Genomic DNA, 18194 nt, shown 5'->3' on the forward strand with positions numbered 1-18194 from the left:
TTCTGCGTCAGAACCGTCGTGATCGCTGCCGTCAGCGTGGTCTTGCCGTGGTCAACGTGACCGATCGTGCCGACGTTCACGTGCGGCTTGGTCCGTTCGAATTTACCTTTAGCCATGTTTCTCTTCTTTCAAAAAGTTAATCGTTGAATGACTTGCCGCGCGATTACTTCGACTTCGCGTTGATGATCGCTTCGGACACGTTACGCGGTGCTTCGGAGTAGTGCTTGAACTCCATCGTGTACGTTGCACGACCTTGGGTCAGCGAACGCAGCGACGTCGAGTAGCCGAACATTTCCGACAGCGGGACTTCGGCGCGAACGATCTTGCCGCCGCCAACCATGTCGTCCATGCCCTGAACGATACCGCGACGACCCGACAGGTCGCCCATCACGTTGCCCATGTAATCTTCAGGCGTTTCGACTTCCACAGCCATCATCGGCTCGAGGATGACCGGTTGAGCCTTGCGCATTGCTTCCTTGAACGCCATCGAACCGGCCATGCGGAACGCATTTTCGTTCGAGTCAACGTCGTGGTACGAACCGAACGTCAGGTGAACCTTGACGTCGACGACCGGGAAGCCTGCCAGCACGCCTGCCTTCAGCGTTTCCTGGATACCCTTGTCCACCGCCGGGATGTATTCGCGCGGAATCACGCCGCCCTTGATCTCGTCGAGGAACTCGTAGCCCTTGCCTTGCTCATTCGGCTCGAGCGTGATGACCGCGTGACCGTACTGGCCGCGACCACCCGACTGCTTGACGAACTTGCCGTCAACGTCTTCCGCCTTACCGCGAATCGTTTCGCGGTAAGCAACCTGCGGCTTGCCGACGGTCGCTTCCACGCCGAATTCGCGCTTCATGCGGTCAACCAGAATTTCCAGGTGGAGCTCGCCCATGCCCGAAATAATGGTTTGGCCCGATTCTTCGTCCGTTTGAACGCGGAACGACGGATCTTCCTGTGCCAGACGGTTCAGCGCCAGACCCATCTTTTCCTGGTCAGGCTTCGTCTTCGGCTCAACAGCCTGCGAAATCACCGGCTCCGGGAAAATCATGCGTTCGAGCACGATCGGGCTTTGCGGATCGCACAGCGTGTCGCCGGTCGTTGCGTCTTTCAGGCCGACCGCAGCAGCGATGTCGCCCGCGCGGACTTCCTTGATTTCTTCGCGCTGGTTCGCGTGCATCTGCAGAATACGACCCAGACGTTCCTTCTTGTCCTTGGTCGCGTTCAGCACGGTGTCGCCGGAATTCACAACGCCCGAGTACACGCGGAAGAAGATCAGCTGGCCGACGAACGGGTCGGTCATGATCTTGAATGCCAGTGCCGAGAACTTTTCGTCGTCGGCAGCGCGGCGCTCACCCTTTTCACCGTTTTCCAGCTCGCCAGTAACCGGCGGGATGTCGATCGGCGACGGCAGGAAGTCGAGCACGGCGTCCAGCATACGTTGCACGCCCTTGTTCTTGAACGCGGTACCGCACAGCATCGGCTGGATTTCGCAAGCGATCGTACGGTCGCGCAGACCCTTAACGATTTCCGCTTCCGTCAGCTCGCCCTCTTCGAGGTACTTGTTCATCAGGTCTTCGCTCGACTCAGCAGCCGCTTCGACCATCTTTTCGCGCCACTCGTTGCACGAGTCGAGCAATTCCGCCGGGATCTCTTCATACGAGAACTTCGTGCCTTGCGACGCGTCGTCCCAAATGATCGCTTTCATCTTCAGCAGATCGACGACGCCCGTGAAGTTTTCTTCCGCACCGATAGGCACCACGACCGGAACCGGGTTCGCCTTCAGACGCAGCTTGAGCTGGTCGTAAACCTTGAAGAAGTTCGCGCCGGTACGGTCCATCTTGTTGATGAACGCGAGACGGGGAACCTTGTACTTGTTAGCCTGACGCCACACGGTTTCCGACTGGGGCTGAACGCCGCCCACAGCGCAGTAGACCATGCACGCGCCGTCGAGCACGCGCATCGAGCGCTCAACTTCAATCGTGAAGTCGACGTGGCCCGGGGTGTCGATGATGTTGATGCGGTGCTCAGCGCGGTCGCCGGCCATGCCTTTCCAGAACGCCGTGGTAGCAGCGGACGTGATCGTGATGCCGCGTTCCTGCTCCTGCTCCATCCAGTCCATGGTGGCAGCGCCGTCGTGAACTTCACCAATCTTGTGGTTCACGCCGGTGTAGAACAAGATGCGCTCGGTCGTCGTCGTTTTGCCGGCGTCGATGTGAGCGCTAATACCGATGTTACGGTAGCGCTCGATAGGTGTCTTGCGAGCCACTTTGATCCTCTATTGGGATGACGCGATGCGAGAAAATGCCCATCGCGCTGTAACACAAACGGGCGAGGCGCTTTGCAAGCGCACCCGCCCGGAATTTCTTTCCGTTTTTTCTGCTAAACCCGGGTTCGGGAAGCTTAGAAACGGAAGTGCGAGAACGCCTTGTTGGCTTCTGCCATCCGGTGAACTTCGTCGCGCTTCTTCATTGCGCCGCCACGGCCTTCGGCCGCTTCGGAGAGTTCACCTGCCAGACGCAGGGCCATCGACTTCTCGCTGCGCTTCTTCGCGGCTTCACGCAGCCAACGCATCGCCAATGCCATACGACGCGACGGGCGCACTTCGACCGGAACCTGATAGTTCGCACCACCAACGCGGCGGCTCTTCACTTCGACCACCGGCTTGACGTTGTTGAGCGCTACCGTGAACACTTCCAGCGGGTCCTTGCCACCCTTGGTCTGGATCTGTTCGAAAGCGCCGTACACGATACGCTCGGCAACCGACTTCTTGCCAGAGAGCATCAGCACGTTCATGAACTTAGCTACATCAACGTTGCCGAACTTCGGATCCGGCAACACTTCCCGCTTGGGGACTTCGCGACGACGCGGCATGTTTCTTCCTTTAACTTTTCAGTTGGAGCTATTTTTAGCCCCGCGGCCACCAACTAACCCGATTCATCTCTAACGACTTACCAGCCTGGTCGGGTGACCACTTACTCGACAGCGCCGGCGATTCCGGCACCACCGCTATTACCGCCCTTGCAGGCGACCTGAAACTACTGACCGGCTAGTTACTTGCCAGCCTTGGCACGCTTCGCACCGTACTTCGAGCGAGCCTGCTTACGATCCTTGACGCCCTGGGTATCCAGCGAGCCGCGAACCATGTGGTAACGCACACCCGGCAAGTCCTTGACACGGCCGCCGCGAATCAGCACGACCGAGTGTTCCTGCAGGTTGTGGCCTTCACCACCGATGTACGAAATCACTTCGAAGCCGTTCGTCAGGCGCACCTTCGCAACCTTACGGAGTGCCGAGTTCGGCTTCTTCGGCGTCGTGGTGTACACACGGGTGCACACGCCGCGACGCTGGGGGCAGTCCTGCAAAGCCGGGCTCTTGCTCTTCGTCGTTTCCGACGCGCGGCCTTTGCGAACCAGTTGATTGATGGTTGGCATTGTTTATTCCTGAAATTGAACAAAATCGACGCATCTGTTTCCGGGCAAAGCAGAAACGATTGCGCATCGAACTTCCGGACCGGTAGTCGGCGTACGAATCGACTTCGCGCGCAGGCATTCCAAGAACCGGAACCTAGCATAATATTCCGAAAATACTAAGGGAGTCAACAGGTTGCGATGTTTCGCATCCCTGCCGACCCGCTCAGGCACTCGCTGAGCGCTCAGTCGGCGGCGACGACTTCCAGCAATTCGTCGCCGAAACGGTCAAGTTTGCGCGCGCCCATACCCGGAATGCCGCGCAAATCCTCGATCGAGTCGGGGCCGTTGCGAGCAATTTCCGCCAAGGTCGCGTCGTGGAAAATCACATATGCCGGCACGCCGTCGCTCTTGGCCGTTTCCGTGCGCCACGCGCGCAGACGCTCCCAGCGCGCGCGTTCACGCGGGCCCATGCCGATCGTCGGGTCGGCGCGCTCACTGGTACGGCCGGACGATTGACGCGTGCGCGTCGGCTTCACATAACGACGCATCGTGACGTTCTGCCCGCCCTTGAGCACCGGCTTGCTTGCCTCGGTCAGGACCAGTGAGCCGAAGCCTTCGTGGTCGACCGTTAGATAGCCGAATGCGACCAGTTGGCGAAATACCGCGCGCCACTCCGGCTCGCCCAGCGCCGAGCCGATGCCGAACGTAGTCAGTTTCTCGTGACCGCGCTGCAGGATTTTCTCGCTGCTGTTGCCGCGCAGAATGTCGATCAGATGGCCGGCACCGAAATGAAAGCCGCTCGCTCGCTGCGCGCGGAACACGCACGATAGTGCCATCTGCGCCTCACGCGTCGCATCCCATGTGTCTGGCGGTTCAATGCAGTTGTCGCAGTTGCCGCACGGCTTGCTCGACTCCCCGAAATACGCGAGCAACCGCACACGCCGGCAGGTCGCCGCTTCGCACAGTCCCAGCAGCGCATCCAACTTGCCGGTCTGTACGCGTTTGTGCGCGTCGTCGGCATCGGATTCGTCGATCATCTTGCGCTGCTGCACGACGTCGCCGAGACCGTACGCCATCCACGCGTTGGCCGGCATGCCGTCGCGGCCCGCGCGGCCCGTTTCCTGGTAATAGCCTTCGACGCTCTTCGGCAAGTCGAGGTGAGCGACGAAGCGCACGTCCGGTTTGTCGATGCCCATGCCGAACGCGATCGTCGCGCACATCACGATCCCTTCCTCGCGCTGAAACATCTCCTGATGCTTCTGGCGGATTTCGAACTCCATCCCGGCGTGGTACGGCAGCGCGCGCATGCCTTTTTCCTTCAGCCACTCCGCCGTCTCTTCGACCTTGCGACGCGACAAGCAATAGACCACGCCGGCGTCGGTCGTGCCGTCCGGCTTTGAATGCTCGGCGCGGATGAAGTCCAACAATTGCGTACGCGCGTTGTCTTTTTCGACGATGCGATAGCGGATGTTCGGCCGGTCGAAGCTCGACACGAAAATGCGCGCGTCATCCAACGCGAGCCGGTGGATGATCTCATCGCGCGTGATGGCATCCGCGGTGGCCGTGAGCGCGATTCGCGGCACGTTCGGAAAGCGCTCGTGCAGCACAGATAGCTGAATGTATTCCGGCCGGAAATCGTGCCCCCATTGCGACACGCAATGGGCCTCGTCGATGGCGAACAAGCCAATGCGCGTGCGCTCCAGCAGTTCCTGGAAACGGGGCGTCATCAACCTCTCCGGCGCCACGTAGAGCAGATCGATATCACCGTCGCGCAACGCGCGCTCCGTTGCCATCGCCTCGGCGCTCGACAGCGTCGAATTCAGATACGCCGCGCGTACGCCCACTTCAGTGAGCGCGGCCACCTGATCCTGCATCAACGCGATCAGCGGAGAGACGACGATGCCCGTGCCGAAACCGCCTTCGCGGCGCACCAGCGACGGAATCTGATAGCAGAGGGACTTGCCGCCGCCCGTCGGCATCAATACGAGGCAATCGCCGCCGCCGGCGACGTGCTCGACAATTTCACCCTGCTGCCCTCTGAACGCGGGGTAACCGAAGACTTCGTTGAGGATTTCGAGGGGACGGGACATGAATTTGAGAGAAGCAGCGTGATGCCGGTGACACGAATTTTACCAACGCATTCGTGCTGCGCCCGCGCTTTGATGCAGCGTTAGCCGTTTGGCCTACGAATCCGCAAAGAAACGCAAAAAAAGAAAAGCGCATAAAAAAAGCCGCTCAGTCGAAACTGAGCGGCTTCGCTGGCTGATCAGCCCCAAGCGGCTTGCGCCGCCAGGACTTACTCGCCTGAGTGCTGCTGTTCGGCGGCCGGGGTTTCCGGCGTACCGAATTCGAACGACTCTTCCGCTGCGATCTGATCGAAACGCTCGCGGTCGGATAGTTCCTTGCTCTTGCGTGCCTTGTGGAACGCGAGACCCGTACCGGCCGGAATCAGACGGCCGACGATCACGTTTTCCTTCAGACCACGCAGGTCGTCGCGCTTGCCCATGATCGCCGCTTCGGTCAGCACGCGGGTCGTTTCCTGGAACGACGCCGCCGAGATGAACGAATCGGTCGACAACGAGGCCTTCGTGATACCGAGCAAGACGTTTTCGTACGTTGCCGGACGCTTGTCTTCCGCGATCATACGATCGTTCTCGTCGAGCATATCCGACCGCTCGACCTGTTCGCCCGGGATGAAACGCGTATCGCCGTTGTCCGTAATCTGCACGCGGCGCAGCATCTGACGAACAATCACTTCAATGTGCTTGTCGTTGATCTTCACGCCTTGCAGACGGTACACGTCCTGCACTTCGTCCACGATGTAACGCGACAGCGCTTCGACGCCCTGCAAACGCAGAATGTCGTGCGGATCCGCCGGCCCGTCGACGATCATTTCGCCCTTGTTGACGACTTGACCATCGTGCACCAGAACCTGCTTTTCCTTCGCGATCAGGAACTCGTGCTGGTTACCCTCGAGGTCCGTGATAACGAGACGCTGCTTGCCCTTCGTGTCCTTACCGAACGACGTCGTACCCGTGACTTCCGCCAGGATACCTGCGTCCTTCGGCGAACGTGCTTCGAACAGTTCCGCCACACGCGGCAGACCGCCGGTAATGTCACGCGTCTTCTGCGATTCAGTCGGGATACGTGCGAGCACTTCACCGACCTGCACTTGCTGACCGTCCTTCACAGTGATCAGAGCGCCGACCTGGAAGCCGATCTGCACCGAGTGCTCGGTGTTCGGGATCTTGACTTCTTCGCCGTTCGCATCGAGCAGCTTGACCTGCGGACGCACCGTCTTCGACGCTTGCGAACCACGACGCTTCACGTCGATCACGACCAGCGTGGACAAACCCGTCACGTCGTCGATCTGCTTGGCAACCGTCACGCCTTCTTCGACGTTTTCGAACTTCACCATACCACCGTACTCGGTGATGATCGGACGCGTCATCGGATCCCACGTTGCCAGTTGCGTGCCGGCCTTGATCTGCGCGCCGTCCAGTTGCAACAGCGTCGCGCCGTACGGCACCTTGTGACGTTCGCGCTCGCGACCGTGGTCGTCGGTGATCATCGCTTCGCCCGAACGCGAGATGACGATCTGCTCGCCCTTCGCGTTGGTGACGTAACGCATCGTTGCCGTGAAACGCACCGTGCCGTTCGACTTCGCTTCAACCGACGAAGCCACTGCCGCACGCGATGCCGCGCCACCGATGTGGAACGTACGCATCGTGAGCTGCGTGCCCGGTTCACCGATCGACTGCGCAGCGATCACGCCGACTGCTTCACCAACGTTGACCGACGAGCCGCGGCCCAGGTCGCGGCCGTAGCAGGCTGCGCACAGACCGTAACGCGTTTCGCAAGTCAGCGGCGTACGCACGCGCACTTCGTCGATGCCGAGGCGTTCGATTTCTTCGACCGCATCTTCGTCGAGCAACGTGCCCGTTTCGTACAGCGTTTCCTGCGATTCCGGATTGACGACGTCAGCCACCGTCACGCGACCCAAAATACGGTCACGCAGCGCTTCGACGACTTCACCGCCTTCGACCAACGCCTTCATGGCGACGCCGTTGGACGTACCGCAATCGTCCTCGACCACCACCAGGTCTTGCGTCACGTCGACGAGACGACGCGTCAGGTAACCCGAGTTTGCCGTCTTCAGTGCCGTATCAGCCAGACCCTTACGTGCGCCGTGGGTCGAGATGAAGTACTGCAACACGTTCAGGCCTTCACGGAAGTTCGCCGTAATCGGCGTCTCGATGATCGAGCCGTCCGGCTTCGCCATCAGGCCACGCATACCGGCCAGCTGACGAATCTGAACCGCGGAACCACGAGCACCGGAGTCCGCCATCATGTAAATCGAGTTGAACGATTCCTGACGCGTTTCGTTGCCGTCGCGATCCGTGACCGGTTCCGTCGACAGCTGCTCCATCATCGCCTTGCCGACCGCTTCCGACGTTGCCGACCAGATGTCGACCACGTTGTTGTAGCGTTCTTGCGACGTGACGAGGCCCGACATGTACTGACGGTCGTATTCCTTCACCTTCTTCGCGGCGTCGCCGACGATGGTTTCCTTCTGCGGCGGCACGAGCATGTCGTCGACGCAGATCGAGATACCAGCGCGCGTTGCCAGACGGAAACCCGACTGCATCAACTGGTCGGCGAAAATCACCGTTTCACGCAGACCGCACTTGCGGAATGCGGTGTTGATGAGGCGCGAGATTTCCTTCTTCTTCAGCGGCTTGTTGAGCACCGAGAACGGCAGGCCCGGCGGAAGAATTTCCGACAGGATTGCGCGGCCGACGGTGGTCGGGTACAGCGTGATCTTCGGCACGAACGCCGGCGCACCTTCCGACTTGTCTTCGTTATGGACCATTTCGGTGATCCGCACGTTGACGCGCGAGGCGAGCTCAACTTCCTTGTTCTCGTAAGCACGCAGCGCTTCCGAGACGCCCGTGAACGTCAGGCCTTCGCCCTTGCCGTTCACTGCTTCACGAGTCGCGTAGTACAAACCGAGCACGATATCCTGCGACGGCACGATCGACGGATCGCCGTTGGCCGGGAACAGGACGTTGTTCGACGCCAGCATCAGCGTGCGCGCTTCCATCTGCGCTTCCAGCGACAGCGGCACGTGAACAGCCATCTGGTCACCGTCGAAGTCGGCGTTGAACGCCGCGCAAACGAGCGGGTGCAGCTGGATTGCCTTACCTTCGATCAGCACCGGCTCGAAAGCCTGAATGCCAAGACGGTGCAGCGTCGGCGCACGGTTCAGCATGACCGGATGTTCGCGGATCACCTCTTCCAGGATGTCCCACACCACCGGCGTCTGGTTCTCGACTTCCTTCTTCGCAGCCTTGATGGTGGTAGCCACACCCATCACTTCCAGCTTGTTGAAGATGAACGGCTTGAACAGTTCGAGCGCCATCAGCTTCGGCAGACCGCACTGATGCAGCTTGAGCGTCGGGCCGACCACGATCACTGAACGGCCCGAGTAGTCAACGCGCTTACCGAGCAAGTTCTGACGGAAACGACCGCCCTTACCCTTGATCATGTCAGCGAGCGACTTCAGCGGACGCTTGTTCGCGCCGGTCATGGCCTTACCGCGACGACCGTTGTCGAGCAGCGAATCGACGGCTTCCTGCAGCATCCGCTTTTCGTTGCGGACGATGATTTCAGGCGCCTTCAATTCGAGCAGACGCTTCAACCGGTTGTTACGGTTGATCACGCGGCGATACAGGTCGTTCAGGTCCGACGTCGCGAAACGGCCGCCGTCCAGCGGCACCAGCGGACGCAGTTCCGGCGGCAGCACCGGCAGCACTTCGAGCACCATCCAGTCAGGCTTGATGCCCGAACGCTGGAAAGCCTCGAGCACCTTCAGGCGCTTCGCGTACTTCTTGATCTTCGCTTCCGAACCCGTGTTCTTGAGTTCGGTGCGCAGCATCTCGACCTGTTCGTCGATGTTGATCGCGCGCAGCAGTTCGCGCACGCCTTCCGCGCCCATTTCAGCGCGGAATTCGTCACCGTACTCTTCGACCTTGTTGTAGTAATCCTCTTCGGTCATGATCTGCCGCGCTTTCAGCGGCGTCATGCCCGGATCGATCACCACGTATGCTTCGAAGTACAGCACGCGTTCGATGTCGCGCAGCGTCATGTCGAGCACCATGCCCAGACGCGACGGCAGTGACTTCAAAAACCAGATGTGCGCAACCGGCGAGGCCAGTTCGATGTGGCCCATGCGTTCGCGACGCACTTTCGCCAGCGTCACTTCAACGCCGCACTTCTCGCAGATCACGCCACGATGCTTCAGGCGCTTGTACTTGCCGCACAGGCATTCGTAGTCTTTGATCGGCCCGAAAATCTTCGCGCAGAACAAACCATCGCGTTCCGGCTTAAACGTCCGGTAGTTGATGGTTTCCGGCTTCTTCACTTCACCGAACGACCACGAACGGATCTTGTCCGGCGAAGCCAGACCGATCTTGATCGCGTCAAAAACTTCAGGCTGTTGGACTTGCTTGAATAGATCGAGCAGAGCTTTCATTGCTTTCTCTCCGTAGTCCGATTAGTTGCGGTCGAGGTCGATATCGATACCGAGCGAGCGGATTTCCTTCACCAACACGTTGAAGGATTCCGGCATGCCGGCGTCGATCACGTGATCGCCCTTGACCAGGTTTTCATAAACCTTGGTCCGGCCTGTCACGTCGTCCGACTTCACCGTCAGCATTTCCTGCAGCACGTACGATGCGCCGTACGCTTCGAGCGCCCACACTTCCATTTCACCGAAACGCTGGCCACCGAACTGCGCCTTACCGCCCAACGGCTGCTGCGTCACGAGCGAGTACGGGCCCGTGGAACGCGCGTGCATCTTGTCGTCGACCAAGTGGTGCAGCTTCAGGTAGTGCATGTAGCCGACCGTCACCGTACGTTCGAACATTTCGCCCGTGCGGCCGTCGTACAGACGCACCTGGTTCTTCGACGGCGTCATGCCGAGGTTCTTCGCGATGTCGTCCGGGAATGCCAGATCCAGCGCGCGCGACATTTCTTCTTCCGTCGCACCGTCGAACACCGGCGTGGCAAACGGCACGCCTTCGCGCAGGTTCTTCGCCAGTTCGACGATTTCGTCGTCCGTGAAGCTGTCCAGCTCTTCGGCGCGGCCCGACTCGTTGTAGATCTTGGTCAGGAATTCGCGCAGTTCTTCGATCTTCGCCTGACGCTGCAGCATTTCGCCGATACGCCAGCCGAGACCCTTCGCGGCCCAACCCAGATGCACTTCGAGAACCTGACCCACGTTCATCCGCGACGGCACGCCGAGCGGGTTCAGAACGACGTCAGCCGGACGGCCGTCGGCCATGTACGGCATGTCTTCGATCGGAACGATCTTGGACACCACACCCTTGTTACCGTGACGGCCGGCCATCTTGTCGCCAGGCTGCAGGCGGCGCTTGACTGCCAGGTAAACCTTGACCATCTTCAACACGCCCGGCGGCAGTTCGTCGCCTTGCGTGAGCTTCTTGCGTTTTTCTTCGAACGCCAGATCGAACTGGTGACGCTTCTGTTCGATCGAGTCCTTGATAGCTTCAAGCTGTGCCGCTGCTTCTTCGTCCGCGAGGCGGATGTCGAACCAGTGGTAGTGATCCAGATCTTCCAGGTAAGCCTGTTCGATCTTCGTGCCCTTCGCGAGCTTCTTCGGACCGCCGTTCGCGACCTTGCCGGTCAGCATACGTGCGAGACGCTGGAAAGCGTCGCCTTCCACGATACGCAGCTGGTCGTTCAGGTCGAGGCGATAGCGCTTCAGTTCATCGTCGATGATCTGCTGCGCACGCTTGTCGCGCTGAATGCCTTCACGCGTGAACACCTGGACGTCGATCACCGTGCCGCTCATGCCCGACGGCACGCGCAGCGACGTGTCCTTCACGTCCGAAGCCTTCTCGCCGAAGATCGCGCGCAGCAGCTTTTCTTCCGGCGTCAGCTGGGTTTCGCCCTTCGGCGTGACCTTGCCGACCAGCACGTCGCCTGCTTCGACTTCAGCGCCGATGTAGACGATGCCCGACTCGTCGAGGCGGCCGAGTTGCACTTCAGCCAGGTTCGAGATGTCGCGCGTGATTTCTTCCGGTCCGAGCTTCGTATCGCGAGCAACGACGTTCAGTTCTTCGATGTGGATCGACGTGTAACGGTCGTCAGCAACCACCTTCTCCGAGATCAAAATCGAGTCTTCGAAGTTGTAGCCGTTCCACGGCATGAACGCGACCAGCATGTTCTGGCCGAGAGCCAGTTCGCCGAGGTCGGTCGATGCACCGTCAGCCAGCACGTCGCCACGCGACACGATGTCGCCGACCTTCACGATCGGGCGCTGGTTGATGTTCGTGTTCTGGTTCGAACGCGTGTACTTGATCAGGTTGTAGATGTCCACGCCGACGTCGCCAGCAACGGCTTCATCGTCGTTCACGCGGATCACCATACGGCCTGCGTCGACGTAATCGACCACACCGCCGCGGAATGCCTGAACCGTCGTACCCGAGTCGACCGCCACCGTGCGCTCGATACCCGTACCGACCACCGCCTTTTCAGGACGCAGACACGGCACAGCCTGACGCTGCATGTTCGAACCCATCAATGCGCGGTTCGCGTCATCGTGCTCGAGGAACGGAATCAGCGATGCTGCCACCGACACGATCTGCGACGGCGCCACGTCCATGTACTGGATGCGGTCCGGCGTGACCATCAGCGTTTCGCCTGCTTCACGCGACGACACCAGTTCGTCGGTCAGCGAGCCGTCAGCAGCAACCGCCGCGTTCGCCTGAGCGATCACGTAACGGCCTTCTTCGATCGCCGACAGGTAGTCGATCTGATCGGTCACCTTGCTGTCCACGACCTTGCGATACGGCGTTTCGAGGAAGCCGTATTCGTTCAGGTGCGCATACAGAGCGAGCGAGTTGATCAGGCCGATGTTCGGACCTTCCGGCGTTTCAATCGGGCACACGCGACCGTAGTGCGTCGGGTGCACGTCGCGGACTTCAAAGCCAGCGCGCTCACGCGTCAAACCGCCCGGGCCAAGAGCCGAAACACGGCGCTTGTGAGTGATTTCCGACAGCGGGTTCGTTTGGTCCATGAACTGCGACAGCTGCGACGAACCGAAGAACTCGCGAATCGCCGACGAAATCGGCTTCGAGTTGATCAGGTCGTGTGGCATCAGGTTTTCGCTTTCGGCCTGGCCGAGGCGTTCCTTCACAGCACGTTCGACACGCACGAGACCTGCGCGGAACTGGTTTTCCGCCAGTTCGCCGACGCAACGCACACGACGATTGCCCAAGTGGTCGATGTCGTCCACTTCGCCCTTGCCGTTACGCAGCTCGACCAGGATCTTGATCGTGGCGAGGATGTCGTCGTCTTGCAGCGTCATCGGACCGACGATTTCGTCGCGGCCGACACGGCGATTGAACTTCATACGACCCACCTTCGAAAGGTCGTATGCGTCTTCGCTGTAGAACAGACGATTGAACAGCGCCTCGACCGCTTCTTCGGTCGGCGGTTCACCCGGACGCATCATGCGGTAGATCGCGATGCGCGCGGCCATCTTGTCCGCGGTTTCGTCGATACGCAGCGTCGACGAAATGTACGGACCTTGATCCAGATCGTTCGTGTAGAGCGTCTGGATATCTTTGATCTTCGACTCGCGCAGCTTCTCGAGGACGGTTTCCGTGATTTCGTCATTCGCGTTGGCGATGACTTCACCGGTGTCGCCGTCGACGACGTTCTTCGCCAGCACGCGGCCGAGCAGATAGTCTTCCGGGACCGAGATGAACTTGGTCTTGGCGTTGTCGAGGTCGCGAATGTGCTTCGCGTTGATCCGCTTGTCCTTCTGGACGATCACGTTGCCATCACGGTCCGTGATGTCGAAACGCGCGACTTCGCCACGCAGACGCTCCGGCACGAATTCCATCTGTGCGCCTTCCGGCATCAGCGTGAAATTGTCGAACACGAAGAAGTTTGCGAGGATCTGTTCCGGCGTGAGGCCGATTGCCTTCAGCAGGATCGTGACCGGCATCTTGCGGCGACGGTCGACGCGGAAGTACAGCACGTCCTTCGGGTCGAACTCGAAATCGAGCCACGAACCGCGGTAAGGAATGATACGTGCCGAGAACAGGAGCTTGCCCGAGCTGTGCGTCTTGCCCTTGTCGTGTTCGAAGAACACGCCCGGCGAACGGTGCAGCTGCGAAACGATCACACGTTCCGTGCCGTTGATGACGAACGAGCCTGTCGGCGTCATGAGCGGAATTTCGCCCATGTACACTTCCTGTTCCTTCACTTCCTTGACGACCGGCTTGCTCGGCGATTCCTTGTCGAGCAGCACCAGACGCACTTTCGCGCGCAGGGCCGAGCAGTACGTCAAACCGCGCTGCTGACATTCCTTGATGTTGAATGCCGGCGGCGACAGCATGTAGCTGACGAACTCTAGACGAGCGAACCCGTTATGCGAAACAATCGGAAAAACGGAGGTAAACGCAGCTTGCAGGCCTTCCGGCTTGCGTTGCGTGGACGACGTGTCTGCTTGCAGAAACGTGCTGAATGATTCAAGCTGGGTAGCCAGCAGGAAAGGTACTTGGTGAACGATGGGGCGCTTCGCAAAACTCTTGCGAATACGCTTCTTCTCGGTGAAGGAATATTGCATACGATCTCCGAATCACGGCGGGCATTGTTGTCGAGGCAGGATACCTTGATGAGACAACCCGAGTGTTCACCGACTGAGACCCGATGGCCGTCCGATGGCTTGAACGAGCCTAGAAGCTTGGTGGTTGGCCGCTACCAACCGCTGGCTGACGGCAGCGGATGCCTATGTTGCCCGCTACCCGACCAAACTTGCCTTCTGCAGTCGCTTCAGAAGACAAAGAGAAACGCCGGTCAATGTTGCCGAAAGGCGGTTTTCTTTGGCTTCTGGGGCGTCTGTTCTTGCCGAAATTAGCTGGCAAAAACGTAGTCCCCACAAAGCACAAAAAGGCCGGCGGTGGAAAACCGCCAGCCTTCGCACAGCGCGCTGAAACTTACTTGATTTCAGCCTTCGCGCCGGCTTCTTCCAGCTTCTTCTTGGCTTCTTCAGCAGCAGCCTTAGGTACCGATTCCTTAACAGGCTTCGGTGCGCCGTCGACCAGGTCCTTCGCTTCCTTCAGGCCAAGACCCGTCAGTTCACGAACAGCCTTAATGACCGAAACCTTGTTCGCGCCGACTTCCGTCAGGTTGACCGTGAATTCGGTTTGCTCTTCAGCAGCAGCAGCAGCGCCGCCGCCTGCCGGGCCTGCCACTGCAACAGCAGCTGCCGACACGCCAAACTTTTCTTCGAACGCCTTGACCAGTTCGTTCAGTTCCAGAACCGACATCGAGCTTACTGCCTCGAGGATGTCTTCTTTTGCGATTGCCATTTGAAATACTCCTAAATTGAATTCGGATACAGCCAGCGATCAATCACGCTCGACTGAAGTGCATTACGCAGCGGTTTCTTCGCCTTGTTTCTTTTCTGCCAGCGCGGCCAGAGCGCGCGCAAAGCCGGAAACAGGTGCCTGCATAACGTACAACAGCTTGGAGAGCAGTTCTTCGCGGCTCGGGATGTTTGCCAGCGCTTGCACGCCAGCCTTGTCCATCACCTTGCCTTCGTAGGAACCAGCCTTGATGATCAACTTGTCATTGGTTTTGCCGAAGTCGTTGACGACCTTAGCAGCAGCAATTGCATCTTCCGAGATGCCGTAGATCAGGGGACCAGTCATCTGCTCTGCCAGCGGAGCAAACGGGGTACCTTCGACAGCGCGACGCGCCAACGTGTTTTTCAACACGCGAAGGTAAACCTGTTGCTCACGCGCTTTCGCGCGCAGCTTGGTCAGATCGCCAACCGCGATTCCACGATACTCAGCCAGAACCACGGTCTGGGCTTTCGCGACTTGCGCGGCAACCTCAGCGACGACGGCCTGCTTGCTTTCTTTGTTGAGTGGCACGGTTAACCTCCAGATTCGATACACGCGGCGTGCGCCTTGTGTACCGCGTTCAATAACGGCGTCCGACCAGTCAGGAGTATTTCGACCGCCCAACACCCGCGTTGCTGCGGAGATCGACCGGCTTCATCACTACAAAACCTTTTCGGGTTCGCCATCTGCGTTGGCTTTGCATTAAGGACTCGCCCGCCTGCTGCGTGCCCGCCAACGGTCTTTGACAACCGGCTGTGCCATGCAAACTGCCATTTCACAACCGCCCAAAGCCCATAAAACCGCCCCGACTTTCGCCGAGGCGATGAATTTTCTTACTGTGCTGCCAGCGATGCCTGGTCGACGCGAACGCCGACACCCATCGTGCTCGACAGCGCAACCTTGCGCAGGTAGATACCCTTGCTCGTTGCCGGCTTCGCTTTTTGCAGCGCGTCGACGAGAGCGTTCAGGTTGCTACGCAGAGCCGTCGGCTCGAACGAAGCACGGCCAATGGTGGCGTGGATGATACCGGCTTTGTCGACACGGAATTGCACCTGACCAGCCTTGGCGTTCTTGACCGCGGTCGCGACGTCCGGCGTAACCGTACCGACCTTCGGGTTCGGCATCAAGCCGCGCGGGCCGAGGATCTGACCGAGCGTACCGACAACGCGCATCGTATCCGGCGAAGCGATCACGATGTCGAAGTCCAGCTTGCCAGCCTTGACTTGTTCAGCCAGGTCTTCCATACCGACGACTTCCGCGCCGGCTGCACGGGCCTGTTCAGCCTTTTCGCCTTGTGCGAATACCGCGACGCGGACCGACTTACCGGTACCTGCCGGCAGAACGACCGAGCCACGAACCACTTGGTCCGACTTCTTCGCGTCGATGCCGAGTTGCACTGCAACGTCGATCGACTCGTCGAACTTCGCGCTTGCGCATTCCTTCACGAGCGACAGAGCTTCGTCGATCGCGTACAGCTTTTGACGATCGACCTTGGCTGCAAATGCTTGCAGACGCTTTGAAAGCTTAGCCATTTACACGCCCTCCACGGTGATGCCCATCGAGCGGGCGCTACCAGCGATCGTACGAACCGCTGCGTCCAGATCAGCTGCCGTCAGATCGGGCATCTTGGTCTTGGCGATGTCTTCAGCTTGAGCGCGGGTGATCTTGCCGACCTTGTCGGTATGCGGCTTGCTCGAACCCTTGTCGATCTTCGCTGCCTTCTTGATCAGAACCGTAGCCGGCGGCGTCTTCAGAACAAACGTGAAGCTCTTGTCCGCAAACGCAGTGATCACGACCGGAATCGGCAGACCCGGTTCCAGCGCTTGAGTCTGCGCGTTGAACGCCTTGCAGAACTCCATGATGTTCAGGCCGCGTTGACCCAGTGCCGGACCAACCGGCGGCGACGGATTGGCTTTACCTGCAGGAATCTGCAGCTTGATAAAGCCGATGATTTTCTTTGCCATGTTGAAAACCTCTTTGGAACACCGCATGGGTACATGCGGGAGTTCAGTGAGTAGTAGCGCGCGTTCGCCGAAAAACTGGGTACTTACGCTCCTCAACGGCCATTACGCGGACCGTAAGCGCGAAATACGAAACGCACCGACTGGTGCGCTCCGTAGAATTTTGGATTACAGCTTTTCGACCTGGCCGAATTCCAGCTCGACCGGCGTTGCGCGGCCGAAAATCGTAACGGAAACACGGACGCGCGACTTTTCGTAGTTCACTTCTTCGACGCTGCCGTTGAAATCCGTGAACGGACCGTCCTTCACCCGCACCATCTCGCCGACTTCGAACAGGGTCTTCGGACGCGGCTTTTCCACGCCTTCCTGCATTTGCGACATGATCTTCTCAACTTCCCGCGGGGAAATCGGACTCGGACGGTTACGCGCACCACCAACGAAACCCGTCACCTTTGCCGTATTTTTCACGAGGTGCCACGTCTCGTCAGTCATTTCCATCTCCACGAGCACATAGCCCGGGAAGAAACGACGCTCGGTCACCGATTTGTGACCGCCCTTCACCTCGACCACTTCTTCAGTCGGAACAAGGATTTGACCAAACTGGTCTTGCATGCCAGCACGTTCGATGCGCTCCTGAAGCGCACGTTGCACGCTCTTCTCCATGCCGGAGTAGGCGTGCACGACGTACCAACGTTTGCCGCTCGGGGATGCCGGAGTATCGCTCATATCATTTCCAACCCAGAATCACCGAGAAAATCGCCCATTCGATGGATTTATCACTAATCCAAAGAAAGATCGCCATGACGAACACGAAGCCGAACACTACGAGCGTTGTCTGGGTAGCCTCTTTGCGAGTCGGCCAAACAACCTTGCGGACTTCCTTATACGAATCTTTGGCGAAAGCGATGAAACCCTTGCCAGGCGCGGAGAGAAGACCGACTGCAACACCCGCGATCGCACCAACAGCCAAGGCAGCTCCGCGGACGTACCATTCCTGGCCGCTAAGCCAGAAGAACCCCACGAACCCGGCCAAGACCAACAATACGCCCCCGACGAGCATCAGCTTGTCGCCGGATGTATTTACAGTTTCGACGGAAGGATTCGCCATAACACCTTAACGAAGCGCCACATACGGCGCGAGAGTTGGCAGGGGCAGAGGGAATCGAACCCCCAACCTTCGGTTTTGGAGACCGACGCTCTGCCAGTTGAGCTATACCCCTAAACCATTTGGGGTTGACGACACCGCCAACCCCGAAACTACCGATCAACGAGAACTATCTGGCGTTACTCGAGGATCTTGGCAACCACACCTGCGCCGACCGTACGGCCGCCTTCGCGGATTGCGAAACGCAGACCTTCTTCCATCGCGATCGGGTTGA

13 protein-coding genes, 1 tRNA gene and 1 pseudogene are annotated in these 18194 nt (G+C 59.2%); all 15 read right to left on the reverse strand.

Annotation, left to right across the window (positions count from 1 at the left end):
* Positions 1-116: GTP-binding protein (locus tag ACQKRQ_RS41110; RefSeq protein WP_029972183.1), on the reverse strand; the 116-nt coding region annotated here is incomplete at its 3' end.
* A 47-nt stretch (positions 117-163) separates the two neighbouring features.
* The gene (gene fusA / locus ACQKRQ_RS41115; protein WP_132376696.1) at positions 164-2266 is read right to left on the reverse strand and encodes an elongation factor G; all 2103 of its coding nucleotides are present in this window, start codon (positions 2264-2266) and stop codon (positions 164-166) included.
* Between the two features lie 134 nt (positions 2267-2400).
* Positions 2401-2871, reverse strand: coding sequence for a 30S ribosomal protein S7 (gene rpsG, locus ACQKRQ_RS41120; protein ID WP_006053291.1), 471 nt, complete (start codon positions 2869-2871; stop codon positions 2401-2403).
* A 179-nt stretch (positions 2872-3050) separates the two neighbouring features.
* On the reverse strand, positions 3051-3431 hold the full coding sequence (rpsL, locus tag ACQKRQ_RS41125; protein ID WP_006998493.1) for a 30S ribosomal protein S12: 381 nt from the start codon (positions 3429-3431) through the stop codon (positions 3051-3053).
* Positions 3432-3652: 221 nt separating this feature from the next.
* Positions 3653-5500, reverse strand: coding sequence for a DNA helicase RecQ (recQ, locus tag ACQKRQ_RS41130; RefSeq protein WP_427483492.1), 1848 nt, complete (start codon positions 5498-5500; stop codon positions 3653-3655).
* A gap of 206 nt (positions 5501-5706) precedes the next feature.
* Positions 5707-9945, reverse strand: coding sequence for a DNA-directed RNA polymerase subunit beta' (rpoC, locus tag ACQKRQ_RS41135; protein WP_427483494.1), 4239 nt, complete (start codon positions 9943-9945; stop codon positions 5707-5709).
* A gap of 21 nt (positions 9946-9966) precedes the next feature.
* Positions 9967-14073, reverse strand: a complete 4107-nt coding sequence (gene rpoB / locus ACQKRQ_RS41140) for a DNA-directed RNA polymerase subunit beta (protein WP_132376693.1) — start codon at positions 14071-14073, stop codon at positions 9967-9969.
* A gap of 370 nt (positions 14074-14443) precedes the next feature.
* Complete coding sequence (gene rplL / locus ACQKRQ_RS41145) at positions 14444-14818, reverse strand: 50S ribosomal protein L7/L12 (protein ID WP_011490060.1); 375 nt, start codon at positions 14816-14818, stop codon at positions 14444-14446.
* Positions 14819-14881: 63 nt separating this feature from the next.
* Complete coding sequence (rplJ, locus tag ACQKRQ_RS41150) at positions 14882-15385, reverse strand: 50S ribosomal protein L10 (protein ID WP_007180144.1); 504 nt, start codon at positions 15383-15385, stop codon at positions 14882-14884.
* Positions 15386-15687: 302 nt separating this feature from the next.
* On the reverse strand, positions 15688-16386 hold the full coding sequence (gene rplA / locus ACQKRQ_RS41155; RefSeq protein ID WP_132376691.1) for a 50S ribosomal protein L1: 699 nt from the start codon (positions 16384-16386) through the stop codon (positions 15688-15690).
* The gene (gene rplK / locus ACQKRQ_RS41160) at positions 16387-16818 is read right to left on the reverse strand and encodes a 50S ribosomal protein L11 (protein ID WP_007180146.1); all 432 of its coding nucleotides are present in this window, start codon (positions 16816-16818) and stop codon (positions 16387-16389) included.
* 165 nt (positions 16819-16983) lie between these two features.
* Complete coding sequence (nusG, locus tag ACQKRQ_RS41165) at positions 16984-17541, reverse strand: transcription termination/antitermination protein NusG (RefSeq protein WP_007180147.1); 558 nt, start codon at positions 17539-17541, stop codon at positions 16984-16986.
* A gap of 1 nt (position 17542) precedes the next feature.
* Complete coding sequence (gene secE / locus ACQKRQ_RS41170) at positions 17543-17923, reverse strand: preprotein translocase subunit SecE (RefSeq protein WP_132376690.1); 381 nt, start codon at positions 17921-17923, stop codon at positions 17543-17545.
* 36 nt (positions 17924-17959) lie between these two features.
* Positions 17960-18035 (reverse strand) — tRNA-Trp (locus ACQKRQ_RS41175).
* A gap of 64 nt (positions 18036-18099) precedes the next feature.
* Positions 18100-18194: pseudogene (locus ACQKRQ_RS41180) on the reverse strand (elongation factor Tu); the annotation flags it as partial.

It is taken from the genome of Paraburkholderia sp. NPDC080076 (genome assembly GCF_050281145.1).
Taxonomy (GTDB): Bacteria; Pseudomonadota; Gammaproteobacteria; order Burkholderiales; family Burkholderiaceae; genus Paraburkholderia.